Genomic DNA, 22020 nt, shown 5'->3' on the forward strand with positions numbered 1-22020 from the left:
TACAAAAAATGCATACAAAAAAAGAAGTACTTGCGTACTTCCTTTTATCTCATAATCAACATTATTCTTTAGTACAGATTTATTTCATAAATACAAATCAAAATTTAAATTTGATTAATTCCAGCTTACTCATACCAATAAAATGAGTAGGAGTTTGCTTATCACTATAAATCTAGTTCTACTTCTACCCCATAATGATCTGATACTACATCTTTATTTGATCCATTAAATATAGTATAGGATGATTTTACCTTTAGCTCTTTGTTTACAAGTATTAAATCTATTCTAAGTTCATCCTTATTTTCATCCCAACCAGCTGCTTCTCCAATTAGGGTTACACCCCTATCTTTATTTTTAGCCATATTATAACTATCATATAAACCATTTTTAATTATATAATCATAACCTTCATCTTTTACAAAAGCACTGTTATTGAAATCCCCCATAAATATATTTAACTTTTTATTATCCATAGTTTCTATAAGCCTATCACACTGATATTCAAATGGTTCTTCACTATCTTTCCACCATCCTAAATGGCAAGAGTATATATCTATAAAATCTCCATTATAACTTATTTCACACTTCACTATTTTTCTAGTCTTCCAATAGGTTTGATCTTTCCCTTTTGAAATAAAGAAACTTTCTTTTTTAGTTATTCTATGCTTTGTAAGTATCGCTACCCCTTCTTCATAATTCTCATAACCTATATGTGAATAATCCCACACAAAACTATATTCAGTATTACCTAAATTTTGAATCTCCTCTAAAAGTTTAATCACAAAATTCTTTTCTTTTATATTTTCAAATTTTACATCTGATTTTATAAGTTGACTTACTTCCTGAAGTGCTATTACATCATACTCATTTTCTACTATGGTTTTTGCTATATGTTTTAACTTTTCATATTGATTTTCTTCCATCCATGAATGACAATTTAATGTTAATAGTTTCATTTTACATACCTAAGATATCTTGTATATTTGATTTTAACACATCTGCCTTTGGCCCATATATAGCTTGAACACCTTTATCCTTAACTATAAGCCCTAAAGCTTTAGCTTCCTTCCAAGCCTTCTCATCTGCAACTAAATTTAAATCCTTAACTGTTACACGAAGTCTTGTCATACAAGCATCTACATCCTCTATATTTTCTTTTTCTCCTAATAATGAGATTATCTTTACTGCTAATAAATCAGTATTTTCTACTGCTTCTTTTTTAGTTTCTTTTACTTCTTCATTCTCTGATTCTATATAGTTTCCAGCACGACCTGGTGTTGCAATATTAAATTTCTTTATTAACAAATTAAATACAGCAAAATTTAAACCAAAGAAAACACCACTTGTTATTACGAAATTTAGTATATCTCTTGTTAATCCACCTTTTACAAGCATAGGTGTACGAGTTAAAAATTCTATAAATCCAAATGAATGAATTCTAAGATTTATTATGTCTGCTAAAGCAAAAGCTAATCCTGTAAGTATCGCATAAGCCCCATAAAGAATTGGTGATACAAACATAAACATAAATTCTATTGGTTCTGTAACCCCTGTTAAGAAAACTGCTAATGCTGCTGAGAAAAACATTGATTTATATTTTGCTTTTTTCTCTTTGTCTACATTATGATACATTGCAAAGGCTACACCTATTAATGAAGCTGTTGATGTTATTACTTGTCCAACTTTAAAACGGGCTGGTACTACTGAACTTAATAAGCTATTATAGTCCGCTGTCTTACCTGCATCTTTCAAATTTATTAAATCTGTAATCCAAGCAAACCATAATGGATCTTGTCCTGCAACAGTCTTACCTGCATTAGCTCCTGTTAACATATGATAAACTCCACCAAGCTCTGTATAATTTATCGGAACTGTTATCATATGATGTAACCCAAATGGTAATAATAGACGTTCTAATGTTCCATATATAAATGGTGCAACTATTGGTGCTGTATCCTTAGATGTTGCTATCCATTTACCAAAAGAATTTAATGCACCTTGGAAAAATGGCCAAATTATTGATAATAAAATAGCTACTATTGTAGAACCTAATATAACCACGAATGGTACAAAACGTTTTCCATTAAAGAATGATAATGCATTTGGTAGTTTGTCATAATTATAATACTTATTATATAAACTAGCACCTAAAAATCCTGATATAATACCTATAAACACACCCATATTTAATGCAGGGGCTCCAAGTACTGATATGAAATAATTTTTTACTACTAGGCTACTTCCCAAAACTGAATTTACAGTTGCATCTGGATTTGAAAGCATGTCTCCTGAAATCCCAAATATTGCTCCTGTTATGCGATTTGTAAGTACAAACGCTAGAAGTCCAGCAAATGCTCCACCTGCACGTTCCTTAGCCCAAGAACCTCCTATTGCTACTGCAAAAAGTATATTCATATTACCTATTATAGCCCACCCTATATCTTCCATAACTCTTGCAATAGTATGTATAAAATTTGAATCAACAGTCATTCCTATTAATTTACCTAATGATATCATAAGACCTGCTGCTGGCATAACAGCAACTACTACAAGCAATGCCTTACCAAATTTTTGCCAAAAATCAAAAGATAGTAATTTTTTATCACTTTTCATTTTTTCCCTCCTACTTTCTATTGTTAATTAATATTGAATTTAAAATTAATTGCATTCTAACCATTACTCAACATCTTTTTACCGTGCAACCGTTTGCAAATTTAGGCAAAAAAAATTTCTTTTTTATTATTTTCATATATTTTATAAAAATTACTTACAAATAGCTTAATAAATTTGAATTTATTAAAATTGAAGCCCTTTTCATTTATGATTATATCATTATAATTTACTATTAACAATTAGATTATAAGCTTAATTTATTAAATTATTTTATATTTTCTCTGTTTTTCAGTTATATCTTACGCTTTTCTATAAATATCAGAGCAACCGTTTTCACAAATCATTAATTTATGCTACAAATTAGGCTCAAATTAAGAAAAATAAATGCATTTTGAAATTGACTACATCTCCATAAAACCTTAAAATATTAATAGGAGGTGTTGATTTTTATGTTAATTAAAAATTGTAATATTATATTCTTAAATTCAACTGAAAAAGGAAACGTTCTTATTGAAAATGGAAAAATCAAAGCTATAAACCCTACCGAAAATTACTCTGGTGAAATTATCGATGGCGAAGGATTATATCTTTCACCAGGATTTATAGATGTCCACATTCATGGGGCTGGTGGCTATGATACTATGGATGGAACTTTTGAAGCAATAAATGAAATCTCAAAAACCATAGTAAAACATGGTACAACTTCATTTACTCCTACAACTATGACTGTTGCAGCTAGTGATATAAGACAATCTATGTCAGTAATTGCAAAAGCAAAAAACGAAGGTACTGATGGTGCTAATGTTCTAGGAGCTCATCTTGAAGGACCATTCATAAGTCCTAAGGCTATAGGTGCTCAAAATCCAAACTTCTTAATGGCTCCATCTATTGAAAACTTTAATGAAATAGTTGGTGAATTTGAAGATTATGTAGTTTCTATAACCCTAGCACCTGAAGTAGATGGTGCTAAAGAGCTTACCAAATATTTAAGTGAGAAAGGAATAGTTGTTTCTATGGGACACACTAAAGCTACTTACGAAGAAGCTAAGCAAGCTATCAAGTGTGGAGCATGTCATTCTACTCACCTATTTAATGCTATGACTCCTTTTGCACATAGAGAAGCTGGTGTAGTTGGTGCTATTTTTGATAGTGAAATAACTACTGAAACTATTTCAGATGGTATCCATATATCCTACCCATCTTTAAGAGTTGCTTACAAACAAAAAACTACTGATAAAGTACTACTTATAACAGATGCTATGATGGCTTGTGGTATGCCAGATGGTGATTATAGTTTAGGTGGTCAAGATGTTGTGGTAGCTAATGGTGCTGCAAGACTTAGAACAGGCTCTTTAGCTGGTTCAGTGTTAACCTTAGACAAAGCTATAAGAAATGTTTATAAAAATTCTGACTATCATATACATGAAGTAGTAAAAATGGCTACTTATAACGGTGCTAGACACTGTAAAATTGAAGATAAAAAAGGTCTTATCAAAGAAGGCTATGATGCTGATTTAGTTTTATTTGATGAAGATATTAATGTAAAATACGTTATAGTTAATGGAAAATTAGTTCATAAAGCTTAATAACTTAGGCCAGTAGATAACCTATCTACTGGCCTTTTTAACGATTACTTACCTTTATTTCTTAAGTATTCTAGAGAATGTAACGAATGTCTTATAAGATGCATTATTATATCTTCTGTCTCATTATCTCCTATAAATCTATTGCAATACATATGAGTCAAACTAAACAAAATATTTGTTTTAGAATTCCATAGTCCTTCTCTTTTATCTACTTCTTTTAACTTTTCCCTATATTTATTCAAAGCCTCTTTTCTTATTTCAAATAGATTATGTATAAGTTCTCCATCTTCTATACTTCTTAAGCTCCTCCATTCATCTGCCGAGTTCGAAATATCCATCAAAAGTTTTCTATCCTTTTTAAATATTCCTCTATGTTTATCTTTATCAAATGTACTTTCAAACAATAATTTTTGATTTTCATAAGATAATCCTAATTCCTCTAATATATTTATAATATTTGAAACCGCTATATACTTAGAATCTAATTGTATTTGACCACTTCTTTTTAAATTTATTAAATTAAGAACTAATAAACTATCTGCATGGAAAATATCCTCTGCAAGTTCTATAAGTTCTTCTCCTCCATACCTTTCTGTTTCTCTATAATAAGTATCGAATACTACTTTTTTAAGAAGACCTTCTTCCCTTAAATGTTTAAACCAATTATTAATAATGTATATTGTTTTTCTATCAATTTTTTTACACTTTAATCTTAATCTTATATGTTTTTCTGGATCTGAATATCTTATAAAAAACAATTTTTCTATAATTCCATATTCCTTTAAATAATTATAAAAATCTAATAATTCGAATCCCAAAAATTCTTCTACCCTATTAGAATTTCCATATAACTTTATATATATCCATTCATCCCCTAAAAGCATTTGTCTTTTTTCACTTTGTGTCTCTAATTTACTCTGATTTTTTGAATAGTCATAGTTTGTACTAAATATATCTATCTCTTTTTTCTCTTTAATATAGTTTTCTTTATTTAAAACTAACGGTATTACAAATTCTGAAAAATATCCTCCATCTAAGCCTTTTAATAAAAGGTTGTCAATTCCATCCTCAACTTCATTTAAAACTATCTCTTTATCACCTTTTGATTTTAGTATTTTAAATAATTCATTAACATGAAGAAAGTTATCTAAATTTAATAACAATCTATTATCTCCCTCAGTTTGATATACATATTTAGGAATACTATAATCCTTTCTAAGAATCTCAAACTTCTTTCTAAAATCTTCAAACTTACTTTTTTTATCTAACTTTAAAGAAATCATTGAAAATTTCCACGTTGCAGGAATAAGCACTGTCCTTTTGTAAACTATCCTAGGTATATAACTAAAAAACTCAAGCCCATTTCTATAAATTTTTTCAAAAGTCTCTATTGTATTATCTTGTGAAATCTCTCTAAGAAATCTAAATATATTACTTCCTGCTAATATATTTAACATATGACTAGAAGTAGTTATAATTCTTTTATTAAGGCTTTTGCTTTTTATATAAAATCTTTGATTATAGCTATCTATTCCTATATATAAATCACTTATCTCTATTTTTTTCTTTTCACCACTATAATTGTCAGCTATAGCTATTTCATATTCTCTTGAGTTCCAATTCAATGTTACATTAGAGACACGTCCTTCTTGAGGTAATTCAACTATTTCTGCTAATAGATACCTATCACCATATATTTCATTCTCTACTTTATTTATTTCATTCATTTTTTCATATATATCATTTGGAAGTATATCTATAAACCTTCCAAATGTCCTGCCAGCCCCTGTAATTCCTGGATTAGGACCTATATACATCTTAAAATCACCATCATCTAAAGCTTGTGCGTTTTTAGCTGTCAAAAATACATACATATCCATCGACTTAGGCATTTTATCAAAAGTTATGTTTTCTAAATTTTCTCCTCCCATTATTTCTAAATCTTCTTCGCATAATATAATTTGAGCATCCTTTTTAAAAATACATTCTTCTACCTTTCTAACCATGTATGAGTTGAACTGCTTTTGTTCCTTAGTTAGCTCTCTAAAATTTAATTCCTTTCTACTATAAGGTGTAGTATATCCTGCAGGTGCTCCCAAACCTTTATCCTCATCTAATAATTCTATAACAGAAACTTCTCTATTCATTCCATAAAATTCTATAAATTCTTTTCTATAATCTTCTATATGCTGTGCTTCTCCAGTTTTCTTTGCTATTTTTATTAAAAATTCAATAACATCTATAACTTCTTCCTCTATTTCATTGCTTAAAACTATTTTATTCTTATTTATATTTAAATCAACTTGGATGTAATTACTACTTTCATAAATATCTTTCATTCTTTTTACTAATTCTTTATATTTGTCTACCCCATCTCCTATTGATAAATCATTATACTCATCTATCAATTGTTTAACTTTACATAATTTTATATATATATCTTTAGCCTCATCTATATTCTTTATTACGTCTATTAGATAATTAAATATATCACTATTTATAAGAGGCGTTCTTATATTCGTTATAATATATTCATTTTCTAAAAGTTGATACATAAATTCTTTTATTACGCTATCAGGTACTCCTGGATTTTTCTTAATCATTTTCTTTAAAATTTCATTAAACCTTCTAGGTTCTTTTAATTCTTTCATTATTAGTTTAACTGCAGGTGTCAATCTTATTGATGCATTTAAACTACTATTCTCTACATCATTATTTATTTGTCCATAATTACTTATATACGGAATATCTAATCTATTCCCATTATTAATTACAATAGGATTAGCCTTAATCATCAATTTATTTAAAATCTTTTCATCTTCTTCTAATATTCTCATTACTCCATAAAGCCATTCCATATCAGGTCTAGCCCTTTTTTTGTGCAACTTTATATCATTTATTGTTAGTTCAGTACTTTGTCCAAATTCTCCAATAGTTACTCCTGAGAAAAGCCCATAAGGAGTAGTTCTTGATGACATCCTTATAATATATTTTAATATAGAACTTAACACTTGATCCTTTTTATTCATATCCTTTTCATTATTCATTCTATCTATCGCTTGATCTAATGATGAACTAGATATGAGAATTGCTTCCTTAATCTCTGGAATATTAACTTTAGAAATTAACTTGTATTTAATTTCATCTATTGAAAGTTCATTATCAAAAATTTCTTTATAATTTTCAAAAGATAATATAGCACTCCTCATCATAAAAAATCCTAAAGTTTTATAATAGCTTTTAGTTTCTAAACAACTCATTTTACACCACCCATATAACCATATTACTTTTCATTTTAAATTTTATGCTTTATTTTGCAATCGTATCTTAAATTAATATATCTTAATTTATCATAAAAATTCTCATCCAATTTGTTTTAATAGGTTTAATAAAGGATAACAATATTAATGCGATACCAACAACTCCATCTAATAATCCCATACTATTTCTTTTCACTAATTCTAAATTGCCATTAATAGCGTCTTTTAAATCTATATCATAAAATCCTAAAAGAGATTCTTCATCAAAAAATCCCAAAAGTTTCTCAAGTATTTTTTCCCTACCAACATCAAATTTTATATTTCCAGTATCCATATACATAGCTTGTACAACTGCTAACAATCCCGCATACCCATGACAAAAAGTTGGTGAATTGAATCCCCACTCTTTTTCATTCATCTTACACAAACATTCTATTGCATTGATAGATATCTCCATTCCCTCTTCGTCCCCTACTACGCTACTAGATATATACATAGCTCTAGCTATTCCAGGTGTTCCATAGCACCAACTAGCTCTATTTGTTTTCTTTTGTCTTACTTCACCATCAATATATTCTTCAAAGCTTAATATTCCTGGCCAATATGTATCACCATTTTCATCCCTATATCTGAATCTCTTTAAATCATATAATATCTTACTAATACTTTCTTTCTGCCCACTAACTTCAATTCCTTCTTTTAGGGCTAAGGCTAGTATAGTCAATGGTCCTGTAATTCCATGAGCTAAACCTAAGTTAAAATTCCCTCGTTTATAATATTTTTTATCTGCATCTAATATTTGATTTTCAGAAGACACATACCAACCTGGAACTTTATGCCCATGTACTTCTATATCATCTGATAATTTAACAATATATTTTAAAATTTTTTCAATGCATATTCTAATGTAATCCTCATTTTTGAACAAAAGTAAATATCCAGTTACTCCAGCCAATCCTACTATAGTATCATAATCAGTAACTTTTACATTTTCTAAAGTAGATATATTATTTTCTATTTCATTTTGTACCAACTCAACAATCAATTCATTTAAACTATCAATAAATTTTTTATAATTTAATGTTTTTTCATATAAAAAATATACTCCAAACCCAACACCTACAATTCCTGAAAAAAGTGAGGAATTTAAAGAAGATGTACTATATAATTCTTCACGTATTTTCACCATATAATTATAATGTATTTCATCTAATAATTTTTTATCTTTTATAATCTCAAAACATTCAGCTAGTACCACACAAACGTTAGAATATATGTGCATTGAAGAATATTGATTTTCTATTACTTCTTTTGTAATGTCATCTAAATTATCAGGATTTTTAATAACTTTAATTATTTTTGAAATAGCTTCAATTATTTTCTTATTATTATTTTTAAATATTAGATTTTCCTCACAATGAAAATTTATATCAATATTATTTCTCATATTCACCTCTGCATATAATCTAATTAATTTAAATTAATTATTCTATATTTATAATACTTTAATCCATCCCAACTATCCAAAACTTAATTTTTTTATAATATTAAAATTATATTTACAAAATATCATTTGTTTACATATAGAAAATTTATCATTTAGTTTTACCTATGTCAAATATTAGTGATATTTAAAGTATTTTGGATTAAAATGAAGTATTTTATATTTAAAACTCATTTTTTGTAAATTTTAAAACTTTTTTGACATATTCTGAACTATACTTATTAAGCAAAATATGTTAATATTTAATTGTAAGAATATTAAAAATATTCCGAAAAAGGAGGGGGAACAATGTCAAAAAATAACGATTTCAATCTAGATTTGCAAAAAGTCAAAGTTGATAAAACAAAGAAGAATTCTGAACGTATCGGAACAGCTTCATTTATCACTGTTTGTAGTATCTGTAAATAATTTCTTTTTTAACACTGAACATAGAAAGTGAAGATTCTATTAAATTGGACTTCACTTTTTTGTTATTAATGATATATCTTAGGAGATAATATGAAAAAATTTTTAAGCCATAATAATGAAATAATATTACGAAAAGCTTGTGCTGAGGATGCTATAAACTTAAACAATTTTTTTAAAAGTGTAAGTTTAGAAACTAGTCATTTTGGTTTAGAACCAGATGAAGTTACTTTCACTAATAAACAACAAGAGCTTATAATAAATAAATTTTCGCAAGCTGATAATGCACTTTTACTTATAGCAACTTTAAATAATAAAATTATAGGAGCTTTATCATTTGGAGTTGGTCCTTCAAAAAAATTTCAACACGTTGGTGAATTTGGAGTAGATGTGTTAAAAGATTATTGGAATCTTGGAGTAGCAACAGAACTCATAAAACTTTTAATAAATTGGGCAAAAGAAAACAAATCTATATACAAGTTAAATTTAAGAGTAAGATCGGATAATGAAAATGCACTACATTTATATAAGAAATTAGGTTTTAAAGAAGAAGGTATTCTAAAAAATGAAATGATGTGCAACGGGGTACTATATGACTTAATTAATATGAGATTAATGGTAAACTAAACTTTTTTGATTATTCATATTATTTAGTAAATTTCCTCATATCTCATATTATCCTTAAACAGAATATGCTTAATATTTAATAATTAAGCATATTCTTAATAGCAAAATTTTTATACTAAAATAATCTTCACCTTAAAGCATAAAGATAATCATCTATATAGTCACCTATCCTATCTTTTATTAACTCTTTAGGTTTATTCTGAATTAAACCTTCCCTAATTTTTTTATATTGCATAGGCATATATTGATCTATTATAGTTAACGGAATTTCCACACTTTCTAAATTTTCAATAAGTATATTCATAGCCTTATTAACAGCTTCTGTTGGCATATAATATCTACATCTATCCGAATAACTATATCTCATTGCATATTTTATATCTTCAGCATCACCATGATAATGTTGCTTCCAATGAGTTGGTTCTTCTACCATAGATGTTTCTAATACATTTATAAAGTTTGATAACTTGATATCTGCTCTATATTTAAAAATTTCGTTTTCTATATGATTTAAAGCAAATAAAGCTTCTCTTAAACCATAAGTAAGCGCAGGTCCAACTTTTAAAATCGCTATTCCATCCTCTACCATTTCCTTAAGTTTAGTCTTAGTTTGATAATCAGTAGAATGTCCTTCGAATACAATTCCCTTTACGCCTCTTAATGAATTTACCAATTTTTCAGCCTTTTCTCTATTATATTCATGGACGCTTTCATCACCAAACTCAACCCCTGGTTGAACAACTACTCCTATTACCCTATTCCAAACTTCATCTATTCCTTTATCTTTAAACTCAGCCTTATAAACTTTAACAGTTTCCAAAAAGTCTTCTGGCTTAGTAACTTGTATTCCTTCCTCTTCATCTTGAATACCACCAGGTATAGGAACTTCACTTCCAACTATATATACAGGTGCTACTGCCATGCTGTTTCTTTCTTTTAATGCTTTAAAACTTTCCTCAGCAGTTTTACAAAGTTCTGCACCTCTTCTCGCGATAACTTCTGTAGCTAACTTTTTACTTCTATCATCATCTGCTAAATACATGCTTGTATCTAAATGTATCTTAGTAAAACCAGCCATAACATATTCTTTCACAAGTTCATGAGATTTTGCCATAGCTTCCTTTTCTGTTTCTTTAGACCAGGTTAAAGGTCCTAAATGATCTCCACCAAGTATTATCTTATCCTTATCAAAATTTATCTTGTCAGCAATATCATATACAAAATTCTTAAAATCAATAGGTTTCATGCCAGTATACCCACCATATTGATTAACTTGATTTGCTGTAGCTTCTATAAGTACATACTCATTAGTATTTTTAGCTCTTTCCATAGCAGCTTCTATAACATATTCATTAGCGCTACAAGCTGAATATATTCCCTTATGAATACCATTGTTTTGAGCTTCTACAATATCTAATAAATAATTTCTTTGCATATCTAAAATCCTCCTAACCTTTACATCATAACTTCTTATAAAGGTAATTTTTCTTATTAGTTTTTAAAATCCTTACTTTGAGAAAAACCTTATATATTAAATAATGGATAAACCAAAACTTAGTCTATCCATTATCTTATAAAGTCAATTATTAATATCTGTCATTACTTCCACAAACTAAAATTTTGTGTTTTACTATTTCTTTCATTGCTTTTTTACCTGGAGTCATATATTTTCTAGGGTCATTTGCCTTTGGATTTTCATTGAAATATTTTTTTACCGCATCTGAAAATGGTATTTTCAAATCAGTTGCAACATTTACTTTACAAATTCCAAGACTTATAGCCTTTTTAACTAATTCATCTGGAACATCTGAAGCTCCATGTAAAACTAATGGTACTGAAACTTCTTTTCTTATTTCAGCAAGTCTATCAAAATCAAGCTTTGCTTCACCTTTATAAAGACCATGAGCTGTTCCTATTGCTATTGCTAATGAATCTATACCTGTCTTTTCAACGAAATCTTTTGCTTGCTTAGGATTTGTATACATTGCATCTTTTTCATCTACAACTAAATCATCTTCTTGTCCACCTAATCTTCCAAGTTCAGCTTCAACTGTAGCATCATATTTATGTGCATAAGCTACAACTTCCTTAACAATCTCTATATTTTCTTCATAGCCTTCATGAGATGCATCTATCATAGATGATCTAAATCCTTCATCTATATAATGTTTAATTTCATCTACCTTTTCGAAATGATCTAAATGTATAGCTATAGGAATATCATATTTACGAGCTGCAACTTGAGCCATATTTACTATATAATCGCCACCTGCATATTCAATTGTAGATGGTGTTCCTGCTATAATTACAGGTGATTTCATTTCTGCTGCTGTTTCTACTACTACTTGGAATGTTTCTAGGTTATGGATGTTAAAAGCTGGTACAGCATAGCCTTCTTTTTGAGCCTTTAATAACATTTCCTTAGTTGATAATATATTTCTCATATTACTACATCTCCTTTTATTTAAATACCATCAGATTCGTCTTCAATTACTTCTCTTTTCTTATTTTCAAATTTAGCTATTCCTTCATTTCCTGAATTAATAGCAAAACTTGCAAGTTCATATAATTTCATACCATTGCTCATAAGTGCAGTTTCTAAAAGCATTGGTAAGTTAGTTCCTGAAATGACTTCTATATTTTTATTTGTAGTACTATTTTTAAGTAATGCAGCTACTCTAAAAGGTGAACCTCCGGCCAAATCACAAAGCATTAATACATCTGATTCAAAATTACTAACTGCAGTTACTAATTTTTCTTCTAATGTTTCAGTAGTATCTTGTTCTGTAAAATCTATACCTACTACGTTTTGTTGTTCACCTGCTATAAGCTTCATTGAGCTTAAAAGACCAGTTGCAAAATTTCCATGACCTGTAACAATTATTCCTACCATATGTTAAAATCTCCTTCCAAAAAAACTAATTAAATTTATGAATAGTAACGCCCTTAACTACTCTATTAACAGTTCCGTCTGGTCTAGGATTATCTGGTGATATTCCTAAATCTATTGATGAATATAGAGCATAAAGTTGTGCATAAAGTACATAATTTAAAGCTAAATATGCATCATCTAAATCTTCTGCTCCATTTAATGTTACATATTTATGTGAAAGATACTTTAATTCTTCCCTATCTTTATAGCTAAGGACAACTAATTTTTGTTCTCCTTCATCTGTAAATATTTCTTTAATTAAATCTTTATCATAATTGTAAGTATACTCATCATTTGATACTAATATAAATACTGTAGTATCATTATTTATTATTGATTTTGGACCATGTCTAAACCCTAATACTGATTCATGTACTGAAATAACATTTCCTGATGTTAACTCTAAATTCTTAAGTGCCATTTCTCTAGCTAGTCCCATTAATGAACCTGAACCTAAAAATACAACTCTCTTAGATTTAAAATTCATTACATCTCTCATCTCATTAAATTGTTCACTTAATATTTTTTCACCTTGTTTTGCAACTTCTTCTACCTTTTTATAATTTTTTTCTATATTTTCGATATCAAATGCAAGTAATGTTGTTAATAGCATGCAAGAGAATGAACTTGTCATCGCAAAACTCTTATCATTTGATTCCTCTGGCATTAGAAGTAAAAGATTTGATTCCTTTGTTCTTGCTCTTTTAGCTAATTCTCCTTCTGAATTACAAGTTATAATTACTTGGTATAAGTCATCAGAAAGTTGTTCAAATAAATCATAGGTTCCTACACTTTCAGGTGAATTTCCTGAACGAGCAAATGATACAACTATAGTTGGTGTTGCTTTTTCTATATATTGTTCTGGGTTTGATACTACATTAGTAGTTGCAACAGCTTCAACCCTTTTATTTAAAAGCTTTGACAAATATGGAGCTGCAGTATCCCCTACAAATGCTGATGTTCCAGCACCACAAAGCACTATTCTTATGTTTTCTTTATTCAACTTATCTTTAAAAAAGTTTTGTATTTTTTCCTTATTCTCCTTTATTATTTTGTAAGTTTCTAGCCACAATCTAGGTTGTTGATTTATTTCTGTAGCTGTATACTCACATTTTAATGCTTCAATTAAATTATTATCTATTCCTGATATCATAATAATCCTCCTCTATAATAAAATTTATGTGGTTATGTTGTCATTACCAGTTGTTTTAAAAAAAATTATTTTTTATTATTTAATGTTACTTTATATTTAAATTTATCCCCTCTTGCAACAGATACAGTATATTCAATTACTTTATCTCTTTCATAGGTTAATCTTTCTATTTTTAAACTTGGAGTTCCTTCAGTTACTCCTAAGTAATAGCTTTCTAATTTACTTGTTATTATAGGCTCAAAACTTTCTTCAGCCATAGCAATTGATACATTAAATTTATTCTTGAATATATCATACATAGCCTTTGTTTCTAAATCCAGCTTATTAAGCCCATCAAACCTTTCATAAGGCAAATATGATATTTCATATAACATAGGTATATCATTAGCTTTTCTTATTCTTGTTATCTTAAAAATCAAATCATTAGTATTTACATTTAAATTTTCTTTAATCTTTCCAACTGCCTCTATTATTTCAAATCCAATAACTTCTGAAATAGGATTTTTACCTAATTTCTTCATCTCTTCTGTAAATGAATAAAATTGTGCCAAATCTTGGTCTAATCTTTTTGGCGAAACAAAGGTTCCTTTTCCCTGAACTTTATATATATACCCTTCTTTTTCCAATTCATCTAACGCTTGCCTCACAGTTGATCTACTAACATCATAAAAGTCACAAATTTCTCTTTCTGATGGCAACTGTTCATTCTCATCCATTGAACTTTGTATTTTATCTATAAGTACATTCATAAGTTGTAAATATAACGGTGTTCTTGATTTTTTATTTATTGTACTCATTTCCTTAACCTTTCTTAAAATATATTATCTAAGAAATTATATCATATATTTTTTATATATTACTATAAATTTTACACTTTATTTTGTGTTACCCTGTAATATCTTACTACAGGGTAACACTTTAATTACTTTTAATTCAAAATACCCTATATTATCATTGCTGCATGTCCTAAAACAGCTAGCACGAATGTTAATATAATTAAGAATAATGGTGATTTACCTTTCTTTAATAAATAAAGCATAAAGAATACATAAGCTACTGGTAAAGCATTAGCTAATACCTTATCTAATATATCTTTTTGAATTAGAATTTTACTTCCATCACCTATTTGTGGCTCAGCAATTATTTTCAATTTAACAAATGTACTTGCCATTGCTCCAAGTATAGTTATACCAACTATTGAAGCTGCATGTGTTATTTTCTTAATTTGGTCTTTAAACTGACCAACTGCTTCTATACCTTTTTTGTATCCATATTTCATTAATCCAAATCTTAAACCAAAGTGTATTGCATTAAATAATACTAAGAATAATATTGGTCCTGCTATACTACCTGTTTTAGCTGATAAGGATACACCTATACTTGCACATATAGATAATGCAGTCATCCATATTAAAGAATCTCCTATTCCACCTAAAGGTCCCATTAAAGATACCTTAATACTTCTTATAGAATCTCTATCTATTTTTCCTTTTTCCATAGCTGTTATGATACCCATAATAAAGGTTACTAATACTGGATGAGTATTAAAGAATTCAGCATGATCTTTCATAGCTACTGCTAAATCATCTTTATTAGTATGAATCTTTCTTAAAGCTGGTAGCATTCCATATAACCAACCTGCTCCTTGATATCTTTCATAGTTAAAAGAAGCTTGCAATAATGTTGAACGCCATACCATTTTGTTCAAATCTTTTTTAGTTATTTCATTGCTTGAAACATTTTTAGATTCCATCTTCAAATTCCTCCTTTACAGCTACAGTTTCGCTACTAGAGCTTCCACCTTTATAATAGTCATATAATGCTACTATTAATGCACTTAATGTTACTGGTACTATATCGAAATGTGCATAAGATACTAATACATATCCTAGTATGAAGAATACAATATATTCTTTCTTAAGCATAATTTTAAGTAATACTGCTATACCAACAGCTATACACATACCACCACCAACTTGTAGACCTTCCATAAACCACGATGGTATCTTAGCTAATAATTCTGCTCCTTTGTCTGCTCCAAGATAAACTGGTATAAATGCTACTACAAAGAATAATACAAATAAGAATAACATTGTTAAATAATTTAATCTTTCTACACCTTTATAATCTGCATTTTCACACATCTTATCAACTTTAGGCATAAATAATGAATTTACTGTGAAGTATACACCTGAAACTAACAACTCAACTGCTACTGCAAATGGGAAAGCTACTGCAATTGCTTGTTCTGGTTTAAGATCTAAAATAAGTCCTGCACTTACTCCAATAACTCCTCCCATTACTATGTTTGGTGGTTGTGCTCCAGCTAATGGTACTAGTCCCATCCAAACTAATTCTAAGGCTGCTCCTATAATAATTCCTTGCTTAACATCTCCTAATATAAGTCCGATAACTAAACCTGTAACTAAAGGTCTATGAATATGAGTTAACCCGTCGAAATGATCGACACCAGCTATTCCAGCCCAAATAGCTATTAAAATTACTTGTAAAAACGATACGTGCATTTTTCCTCTCCCCTTTTCTGTTTATTTTTATCTTTAAATAAGCTTAGCTTACTTAAAATCAGGTTTAAATCTTATAAGTATTTATAAATATCTTCTTCTATTCTTTCTTCTGGAACTCTTCTTATTTCAAGTTCTACTCCTAGTTCCTTTAATCTTCTGAATGCCTTTAAATCTTCTTCGTCTACTGAAACAGTTGATGATATTTGTTTTTTTCCTTCGCTAAAGTGCATATTTCCTATATTAACCTTCTTTACAGGAACTCCACCCTCTACTAGCTTTACTACATCCTTTGGTGATCTACAAACTAAAAATATAAGTTGTCTAGCTGCAGCCTTTCCTATAACATTAATTGTTTTATCTAAAGTGAAGAATCTAGTTGCAATGACATCTGGAACAACCATTTCCATTAAATTTTGCTGAATAGGATCATTTGCTACTTCATCATTTGCTACTAATATAAGATTAGCTCCTAGTGCATTTACCCAAGTAACTCCTACTTGTCCATGTATTAATCTGTTATCAATTCTTGTCATTAAAATATTTGGCATAATCTATCTCCTCCATCAAACTTGTTATTACGTCTTGTACCAAAACCAACTGGTTCGTACCACACTTTTATAATACACCCCAATGTAAATGTTGTCAATACGTTTTTTTATCTTTTTATTGATATTTTTTATACTTTTTATGCTATATAGTGGTATAGTGGTAAGTACCACTATTTTGTTGCAAATATGTAATAAAAGCCTATTTCATTAAATAGCTAGTGTATAATTCAATTTTTGCAAAAAAATAATGAGCTATTGCGAACGGATTTCTAATCACGTAATCCAATAACTCATTTTTAATTTAAAATTTTCCATTTTAAATTTTAAATTATTCAATAATATTATTAAACTGCTCTTTCTTTTTTTGTAACTTCATATCAATATTACTTTTTTATCTATCAATAACATTTCTAAAGCCTTTAATTCTAATCTACATTTTTTGATTTTTTTACTCCACTTTCAATTTTCTTTTCTACTGAAATATCTGTGAATATATTATCAAAAAATATATCAAAGAAATAATATCTCTAATGAATAAATTAAAATTTGAATTCTCACTTAAAATCGCGTTCTATATCCACACTTTTTACACAGTTCTTCTACAGCTTCCCTTCTTGAAAATCCCTCTATTATATCCCTAGCCCTATCACTTTCAATTATATCTTTAAAGTCTTCTGATTTTATATTTCCTAAGTTTATAACACCTTCTCCATCAAGACAACATGGTACAACTGTACCATCTACTAATACAGCTATTTGAGTTCTCAACCCATAGCAGAAGCTTTCCCCTATATATTCTTCGTTGGTAAGCGCTGGCCATACAAATTCATGATCTTGATTTAAATAAACTTTTTCTGCTATTTTTATACCTCTACATTTAGGTATTTCTTCTTCAATTTTAAAATCTAATTTATATTCCTCTTCAAGTCTTCTTATTATATGATTATTCTTTTTCTTTTCAAAATTTAACTTATTCTCTTTTTCTAAATTCCAAAGTCTATAAGCTATTATTACATCAGAATCTTTCCTAGCTTCCTTTGCAAAAGCCAATATATCATCTATATATTCATCTTTACTTCCATTTTCCTTATTTCCATCAAAACTATGTAGTGAAAAATTTATCTGTCTTAGAGCCTTCTTACCTAATAACTTAGATGATGCTTTTTTTATAAGTGTCCCATTTGTGGTTATATTAACTTTAAAGCCTTTTTCATAGCTTATATCTAAAAATCTATCAATACTTTTGTGAAGCAACGGTTCTCCCTTTACATGAAAGTATATATATTCAGTATATGGCTTTATCTTATCTAATATATTGATAAAGGTTTGCTCATCCATAATTTCAGGTTTTCTTTTAGTCTGTGGACAAAACTCACAAGCTAAATTACATATATTTGTTATTTCTATATAGAATTTTTTAAATTCACTCATTTTTAAAACCTCAATTTCATTAAAACTTTATTTTACTATCATACATATAACATTAAAATTATTCAAGCCTACTTAAAAAAATACTACCTAATTTAAGCGGGAATCCAAATTTAAATTCGGTTTTCCGATATTTAGGTAGTATATTTCAAGGAATACTATTAACAATTATTTTATAATTAATCTTCACAACAAATTCAAATTTTAAAACTATACTAATATCAATTACTAGACCTTAATTTATATGTGAAAATAATATTCCTTATATTAATATTGAAAACTAACAGTACATTTTGTTCCTATTGATTTTAAAGCTATTCTTGAGTATTTAGCATGAAGTTTTTCATTATTCCCTCCCATAACCTTAGTTTCATTCATAATTAAATGAATTATACTATCACTAACATCTATGAAATCGTAACCATTGGAACTTATCTGAAGAGTCGCCTGAAGATTATTAGTTCCAAGATTTTTCAAATAATAACTATAGCTTTTTAAGTCCTGTATATAGATAGGCTCAGTTGCTTTTTCCTCTACATATATTATTTCTTCTTCATCTTCATAAAATATAGCAAGTATAGGCTTATTAATATCGTTTTCTTTACTATTAAAGGTCAAAAGCCCAGAATCATGACTTTTTAATAGAAAACAAGGTGTGAATATTTCACCATAATTAGGTTCTCTTTTGCTCCATTTCTTAACATATTCTGTTATATCCATACCTATATAGTTTTTAACATCCTTATATCCTACATTTATTATTTTTTCGCTATCTTTTTCAAAGGCTGGTGCTTCTAAGCTATTTAAAGTAGTTTCCTTAAAAGGTTCTGTAAGTCTTGCTGTTACTAATTGTTTTTTGCTATTATCTTTTAAAGCTATATTAGATAGAAAGAGACTGACTTCCGCATACTTTATGGTTGAGTTCACTGGAATTTCAGAAATATCAAATCTTACAATAGATGAATATGACTTTCCAACATTATCTACACCAACCATTAATAAAGAAGTTCCTTCATACCTAACTGCAGCTTCTACTGAACCCAAATTTGCATTATCTTGTATATAAGCATCTTCTACTGGATAAAAAAATTTAACTCTTTCCATATCCAAGCCTCCAAATTAAATATATACTATACTATTCATTTCACAACCTTTTTGTGCTTAATCTAAAAACAAGGCAACTCTTATGTCAATTTGTAGACTTCTACAATTATATCCTCATATACTTTTTAACAAGCTTATAAAAAAAGATATCAGTTAATAAAAAATTATCAACTGATATCAATGCTGAAAAGTTTATCTATTATATTCAAATTTAATAAAACAACTATCCTATATTATTTATACAAGATAGGCAGTTTAGTAAAGCAAAAATTTGAATTTTTTTATAAATATTTCTTTATAATTTCAACTTTATTTAATTGTTCCCATGGAAGATTTACATCCATTCTTCCAAAATGACCATACGCAGCTGTTTGTCTGAATATAGGCTTTCTTAGATCTAAATCTCTTATTATAGCTCCTGGTCTTAAGTCAAATTCTTTTTCTATTATTTCTACTATTTTTTCTTCTGAAATTTTACCTGTACCAAAAGTTTCAACTTCTATAGAAACTGGTTTAGCAACTCCTATAGCATAAGCTAATTGTATTTCTAGTTTATCTGCAACACCTGCCGCTACAAGGTTTTTAGCAACCCATCTTGCAGCATAAGCAGCTGATCTATCAACTTTTGTTGAATCCTTTCCTGAGAAAGCTCCACCGCCGTGTCTTCCATATCCACCATAAGTATCTACTATTATCTTTCTTCCTGTAAGTCCACTATCTCCTTGAGGTCCTCCAATAACAAATCTTCCAGTTGGATTTATATAATATTTAGTATTTTCATCTAAAAGATTAGCTGGAACCACTTCATTTATAACATGTTCCTTTATATCTTTTTCTATTTGTTCTTGAGTAGCTTCTGGACCATGTTGAGTTGATACAACTATAGCATCAATTCTAATAGGTTTATTATCTTCATATTCAACTGTAACTTGAGTCTTTCCATCTGGTCTTAAATAATCAACAATTTTGTTTTTTCTAACTTCTGTAAGTCTTCTTGATAATCTGTGAGCCATAGCTATTGGAAGTGGCATAAATTCTGGTGTTTCATTAGTTGCAAAACCAAACATCATACCTTGATCTCCAGCTCCTACTGCTTCTAATTTATCCATTTCACCTTTTTTTGATTCTAAAGCTTCATCTACACCCATAGCTATATCAGCAGATTGTTCATCTATAGTCGTCATAACAGCACAAGTTTTGTAGTCAAAACCTATTTTAGCTCTATCATAACCTATTTCTTTAACTGTTTCTCTTACTACCTTTGGAATATCAACGTAGCAATTAGTTGATATTTCTCCCATAACCATAACCATTCCTGTAGTTGTACAAGTTTCACATGCAACTCTCGCATTTGGGTCTTTTTCTAGTATAGCATCTAAAACGGCATCAGATATTTGATCACACATTTTATCCGGATGTCCTTCTGTAACTGATTCTGAAGTAAATAATCTTCTCATATTTTATTCGACTGCTTAAAATTTATAACAGTCTTCGCTCCCTTCTTATTTTTATTTATTTTTACAAGTATCCATAATTATTATTTTCATTTTTAATAATTATATAATACTTAAATTTAACAAAATTATTTTTAGTATATATGTTGTAATATGATTTCTACAAATTAAATTTAATATTACCTTTAAATAAGCTATAAAAACTTTATTTAAATAAATGTAGATTTAAAATTGCAATATATATATTATTAATTTAGTGTATATATTATAACTTAAAATTTATATTTATACTTCTACATAAACAAAAAATCTCTTCTTATTTCATACAAAATAAGAAGAGATTTTTTCTATACATCTCTCTCTTATCTTGCAACATATATACTACTAAACAGCTATATACTTGCAGGAATTGGCACCATAGTGATTTCTCACCGGTTGCCGGGTTTCGTAGGGCCCTATCCCTCCACCTCTCTTGATAAGAGTTTATTATTAAATTTTATTCTTTTTTAACTATTATTTTCTAAGTTTCATAAAAGAGACACTAAATTCTAGTGTCTCTTTTGGTGGAGGAGGACGGATTCGAACCATCGAAGCGAAACGCAACAGATTTACAGTCTGCCCCCTTTGGCCACTCGGGAACTCCTCCACATCATGGAGCTGGCAATAGGAATCGAACCTACAACCTGCTGATTACAAGTCAGCTGCTCTACCGTTGAGCCATGCCAGCATATTATTCACTTTTGATTAAAAAATTAAATGGTGGAAACAACAGGGATCGAACCTGTGACCCTCTGCTTGTAAGGCAGATGCTCTCCCAGCTGAGCTATGCTTCCATTTTAATGGTGGAGGAGGACGGATTCGAACCATCGAAGCGAAACGCA

At 28.7% G+C, this 22020-nt stretch carries 17 protein-coding genes, 3 tRNA genes and 1 riboswitch; of the genes, 2 read left to right on the forward strand and 18 right to left on the reverse strand.

The genetic code is table 11. The features are described from left to right. Nucleotides 1-164: 164 nt before the first annotated feature. Nucleotides 165-956, reverse strand: coding sequence for an endonuclease/exonuclease/phosphatase family protein (locus BUB01_RS07185; RefSeq protein ID WP_072986018.1), 792 nt, complete (start codon nt 954-956; stop codon nt 165-167). Nucleotide 957: 1 nt separating this feature from the next. Further along, complete coding sequence (locus BUB01_RS07190) at nt 958-2613, reverse strand: PTS transporter subunit IIBC (protein WP_072986019.1); 1656 nt, start codon at nt 2611-2613, stop codon at nt 958-960. Nucleotides 2614-3062: 449 nt separating this feature from the next. Between BUB01_RS07190 and nagA the strand changes: the two genes are divergently transcribed. Beyond that, a complete protein-coding gene (gene nagA, locus BUB01_RS07195; RefSeq protein WP_072986020.1) occupies nt 3063-4199 on the forward strand; it encodes an N-acetylglucosamine-6-phosphate deacetylase in 1137 nt (378 codons plus the stop codon). A gap of 44 nt (nt 4200-4243) precedes the next feature. Here the strand turns inward: nagA and BUB01_RS07200 are convergent, their stop codons facing one another. Both BUB01_RS07200 and BUB01_RS07205 read right to left on the reverse strand, forming a co-directional pair. Beyond that, nucleotides 4244-7459, reverse strand: coding sequence for a lantibiotic dehydratase (locus BUB01_RS07200; RefSeq protein ID WP_072986021.1), 3216 nt, complete (start codon nt 7457-7459; stop codon nt 4244-4246). An 82-nt stretch (nt 7460-7541) separates the two neighbouring features. Then, nucleotides 7542-8906 (reverse strand): lanthionine synthetase C family protein, encoded by a 1365-nt coding sequence (locus BUB01_RS07205; protein WP_242958377.1) that lies wholly within the window; start codon nt 8904-8906, stop codon nt 7542-7544. Nucleotides 8907-9461: 555 nt separating this feature from the next. Between BUB01_RS07205 and BUB01_RS07210 the strand changes: the two genes are divergently transcribed. Further along, entirely contained in the window at nt 9462-9995 is a 534-nt protein-coding gene (locus BUB01_RS07210; protein WP_072986022.1) for a GNAT family N-acetyltransferase, read from the forward strand. Nucleotides 9996-10122: 127 nt separating this feature from the next. On the opposite strand, the gene BUB01_RS07215 is transcribed toward BUB01_RS07210, so the two are convergent. The 14 genes from BUB01_RS07215 to BUB01_RS07280 form a co-directional block, all read right to left on the reverse strand. Further along, nucleotides 10123-11430: a class II D-tagatose-bisphosphate aldolase, non-catalytic subunit gene (locus BUB01_RS07215; protein WP_072986023.1), complete on the reverse strand. Its 1308-nt coding sequence runs from the start codon at nt 11428-11430 to the stop codon at nt 10123-10125. 151 nt (nt 11431-11581) lie between these two features. Beyond that, nucleotides 11582-12439, reverse strand: a complete 858-nt coding sequence (locus tag BUB01_RS07220; RefSeq protein WP_072986024.1) for a tagatose bisphosphate family class II aldolase — start codon at nt 12437-12439, stop codon at nt 11582-11584. A 20-nt stretch (nt 12440-12459) separates the two neighbouring features. Continuing rightward, nucleotides 12460-12888 carry a PTS galactosamine/N-acetylgalactosamine transporter subunit IIA gene (gene agaF / locus BUB01_RS07225; protein ID WP_072986025.1) on the reverse strand — a complete coding sequence of 143 codons (429 nt, stop codon included), beginning with the start codon at nt 12886-12888 and terminating at the stop codon, nt 12460-12462. 25 nt (nt 12889-12913) lie between these two features. Further along, nucleotides 12914-14080 (reverse strand): SIS domain-containing protein, encoded by a 1167-nt coding sequence (locus BUB01_RS07230; protein ID WP_072986026.1) that lies wholly within the window; start codon nt 14078-14080, stop codon nt 12914-12916. Nucleotides 14081-14145: 65 nt separating this feature from the next. After that, entirely contained in the window at nt 14146-14877 is a 732-nt protein-coding gene (locus tag BUB01_RS07235; RefSeq protein WP_072986027.1) for a GntR family transcriptional regulator, read from the reverse strand. A 146-nt stretch (nt 14878-15023) separates the two neighbouring features. Continuing rightward, complete coding sequence (locus BUB01_RS07240; protein ID WP_072986028.1) at nt 15024-15833, reverse strand: PTS system mannose/fructose/sorbose family transporter subunit IID; 810 nt, start codon at nt 15831-15833, stop codon at nt 15024-15026. Then, nucleotides 15823-16605 carry a PTS N-acetylgalactosamine transporter subunit IIC gene (gene agaW / locus BUB01_RS07245; protein ID WP_072986029.1) on the reverse strand — a complete coding sequence of 261 codons (783 nt, stop codon included), beginning with the start codon at nt 16603-16605 and terminating at the stop codon, nt 15823-15825. The genes BUB01_RS07240 and agaW overlap by 11 nt, the downstream gene beginning before the upstream one ends. A 71-nt stretch (nt 16606-16676) precedes the next feature. Then, nucleotides 16677-17153, reverse strand: a complete 477-nt coding sequence (agaV, locus tag BUB01_RS07250; RefSeq protein WP_072986030.1) for a PTS N-acetylgalactosamine transporter subunit IIB — start codon at nt 17151-17153, stop codon at nt 16677-16679. A gap of 558 nt (nt 17154-17711) precedes the next feature. Continuing rightward, a complete protein-coding gene (locus tag BUB01_RS07255) occupies nt 17712-18584 on the reverse strand; it encodes a radical SAM/SPASM domain-containing protein (RefSeq protein ID WP_072986031.1) in 873 nt (290 codons plus the stop codon). A 264-nt stretch (nt 18585-18848) separates the two neighbouring features. Next, nucleotides 18849-19685, reverse strand: a complete 837-nt coding sequence (locus tag BUB01_RS07260; protein ID WP_072986032.1) for a DNRLRE domain-containing protein — start codon at nt 19683-19685, stop codon at nt 18849-18851. A gap of 281 nt (nt 19686-19966) precedes the next feature. After that, nucleotides 19967-21142 (reverse strand): methionine adenosyltransferase, encoded by a 1176-nt coding sequence (metK, locus tag BUB01_RS07265; RefSeq protein ID WP_072986033.1) that lies wholly within the window; start codon nt 21140-21142, stop codon nt 19967-19969. A gap of 356 nt (nt 21143-21498) precedes the next feature. Continuing rightward, nucleotides 21499-21621, reverse strand: a riboswitch (SAM riboswitch). Nucleotides 21622-21700: 79 nt separating this feature from the next. Continuing rightward, a tRNA-Tyr gene (locus BUB01_RS07270) sits at nt 21701-21785 on the reverse strand. A 6-nt stretch (nt 21786-21791) separates the two neighbouring features. Further along, a tRNA-Thr gene (locus BUB01_RS07275) sits at nt 21792-21866 on the reverse strand. Between the two features lie 30 nt (nt 21867-21896). Beyond that, nucleotides 21897-21972, reverse strand: a tRNA-Val gene (locus BUB01_RS07280). Between the last annotated feature and the right edge of the window lie 48 nt (nt 21973-22020).

Source organism: Clostridium cavendishii DSM 21758, from assembly GCF_900141845.1.
GTDB lineage: Bacteria > Bacillota > Clostridia > Clostridiales > Clostridiaceae > Clostridium_AG > Clostridium_AG cavendishii.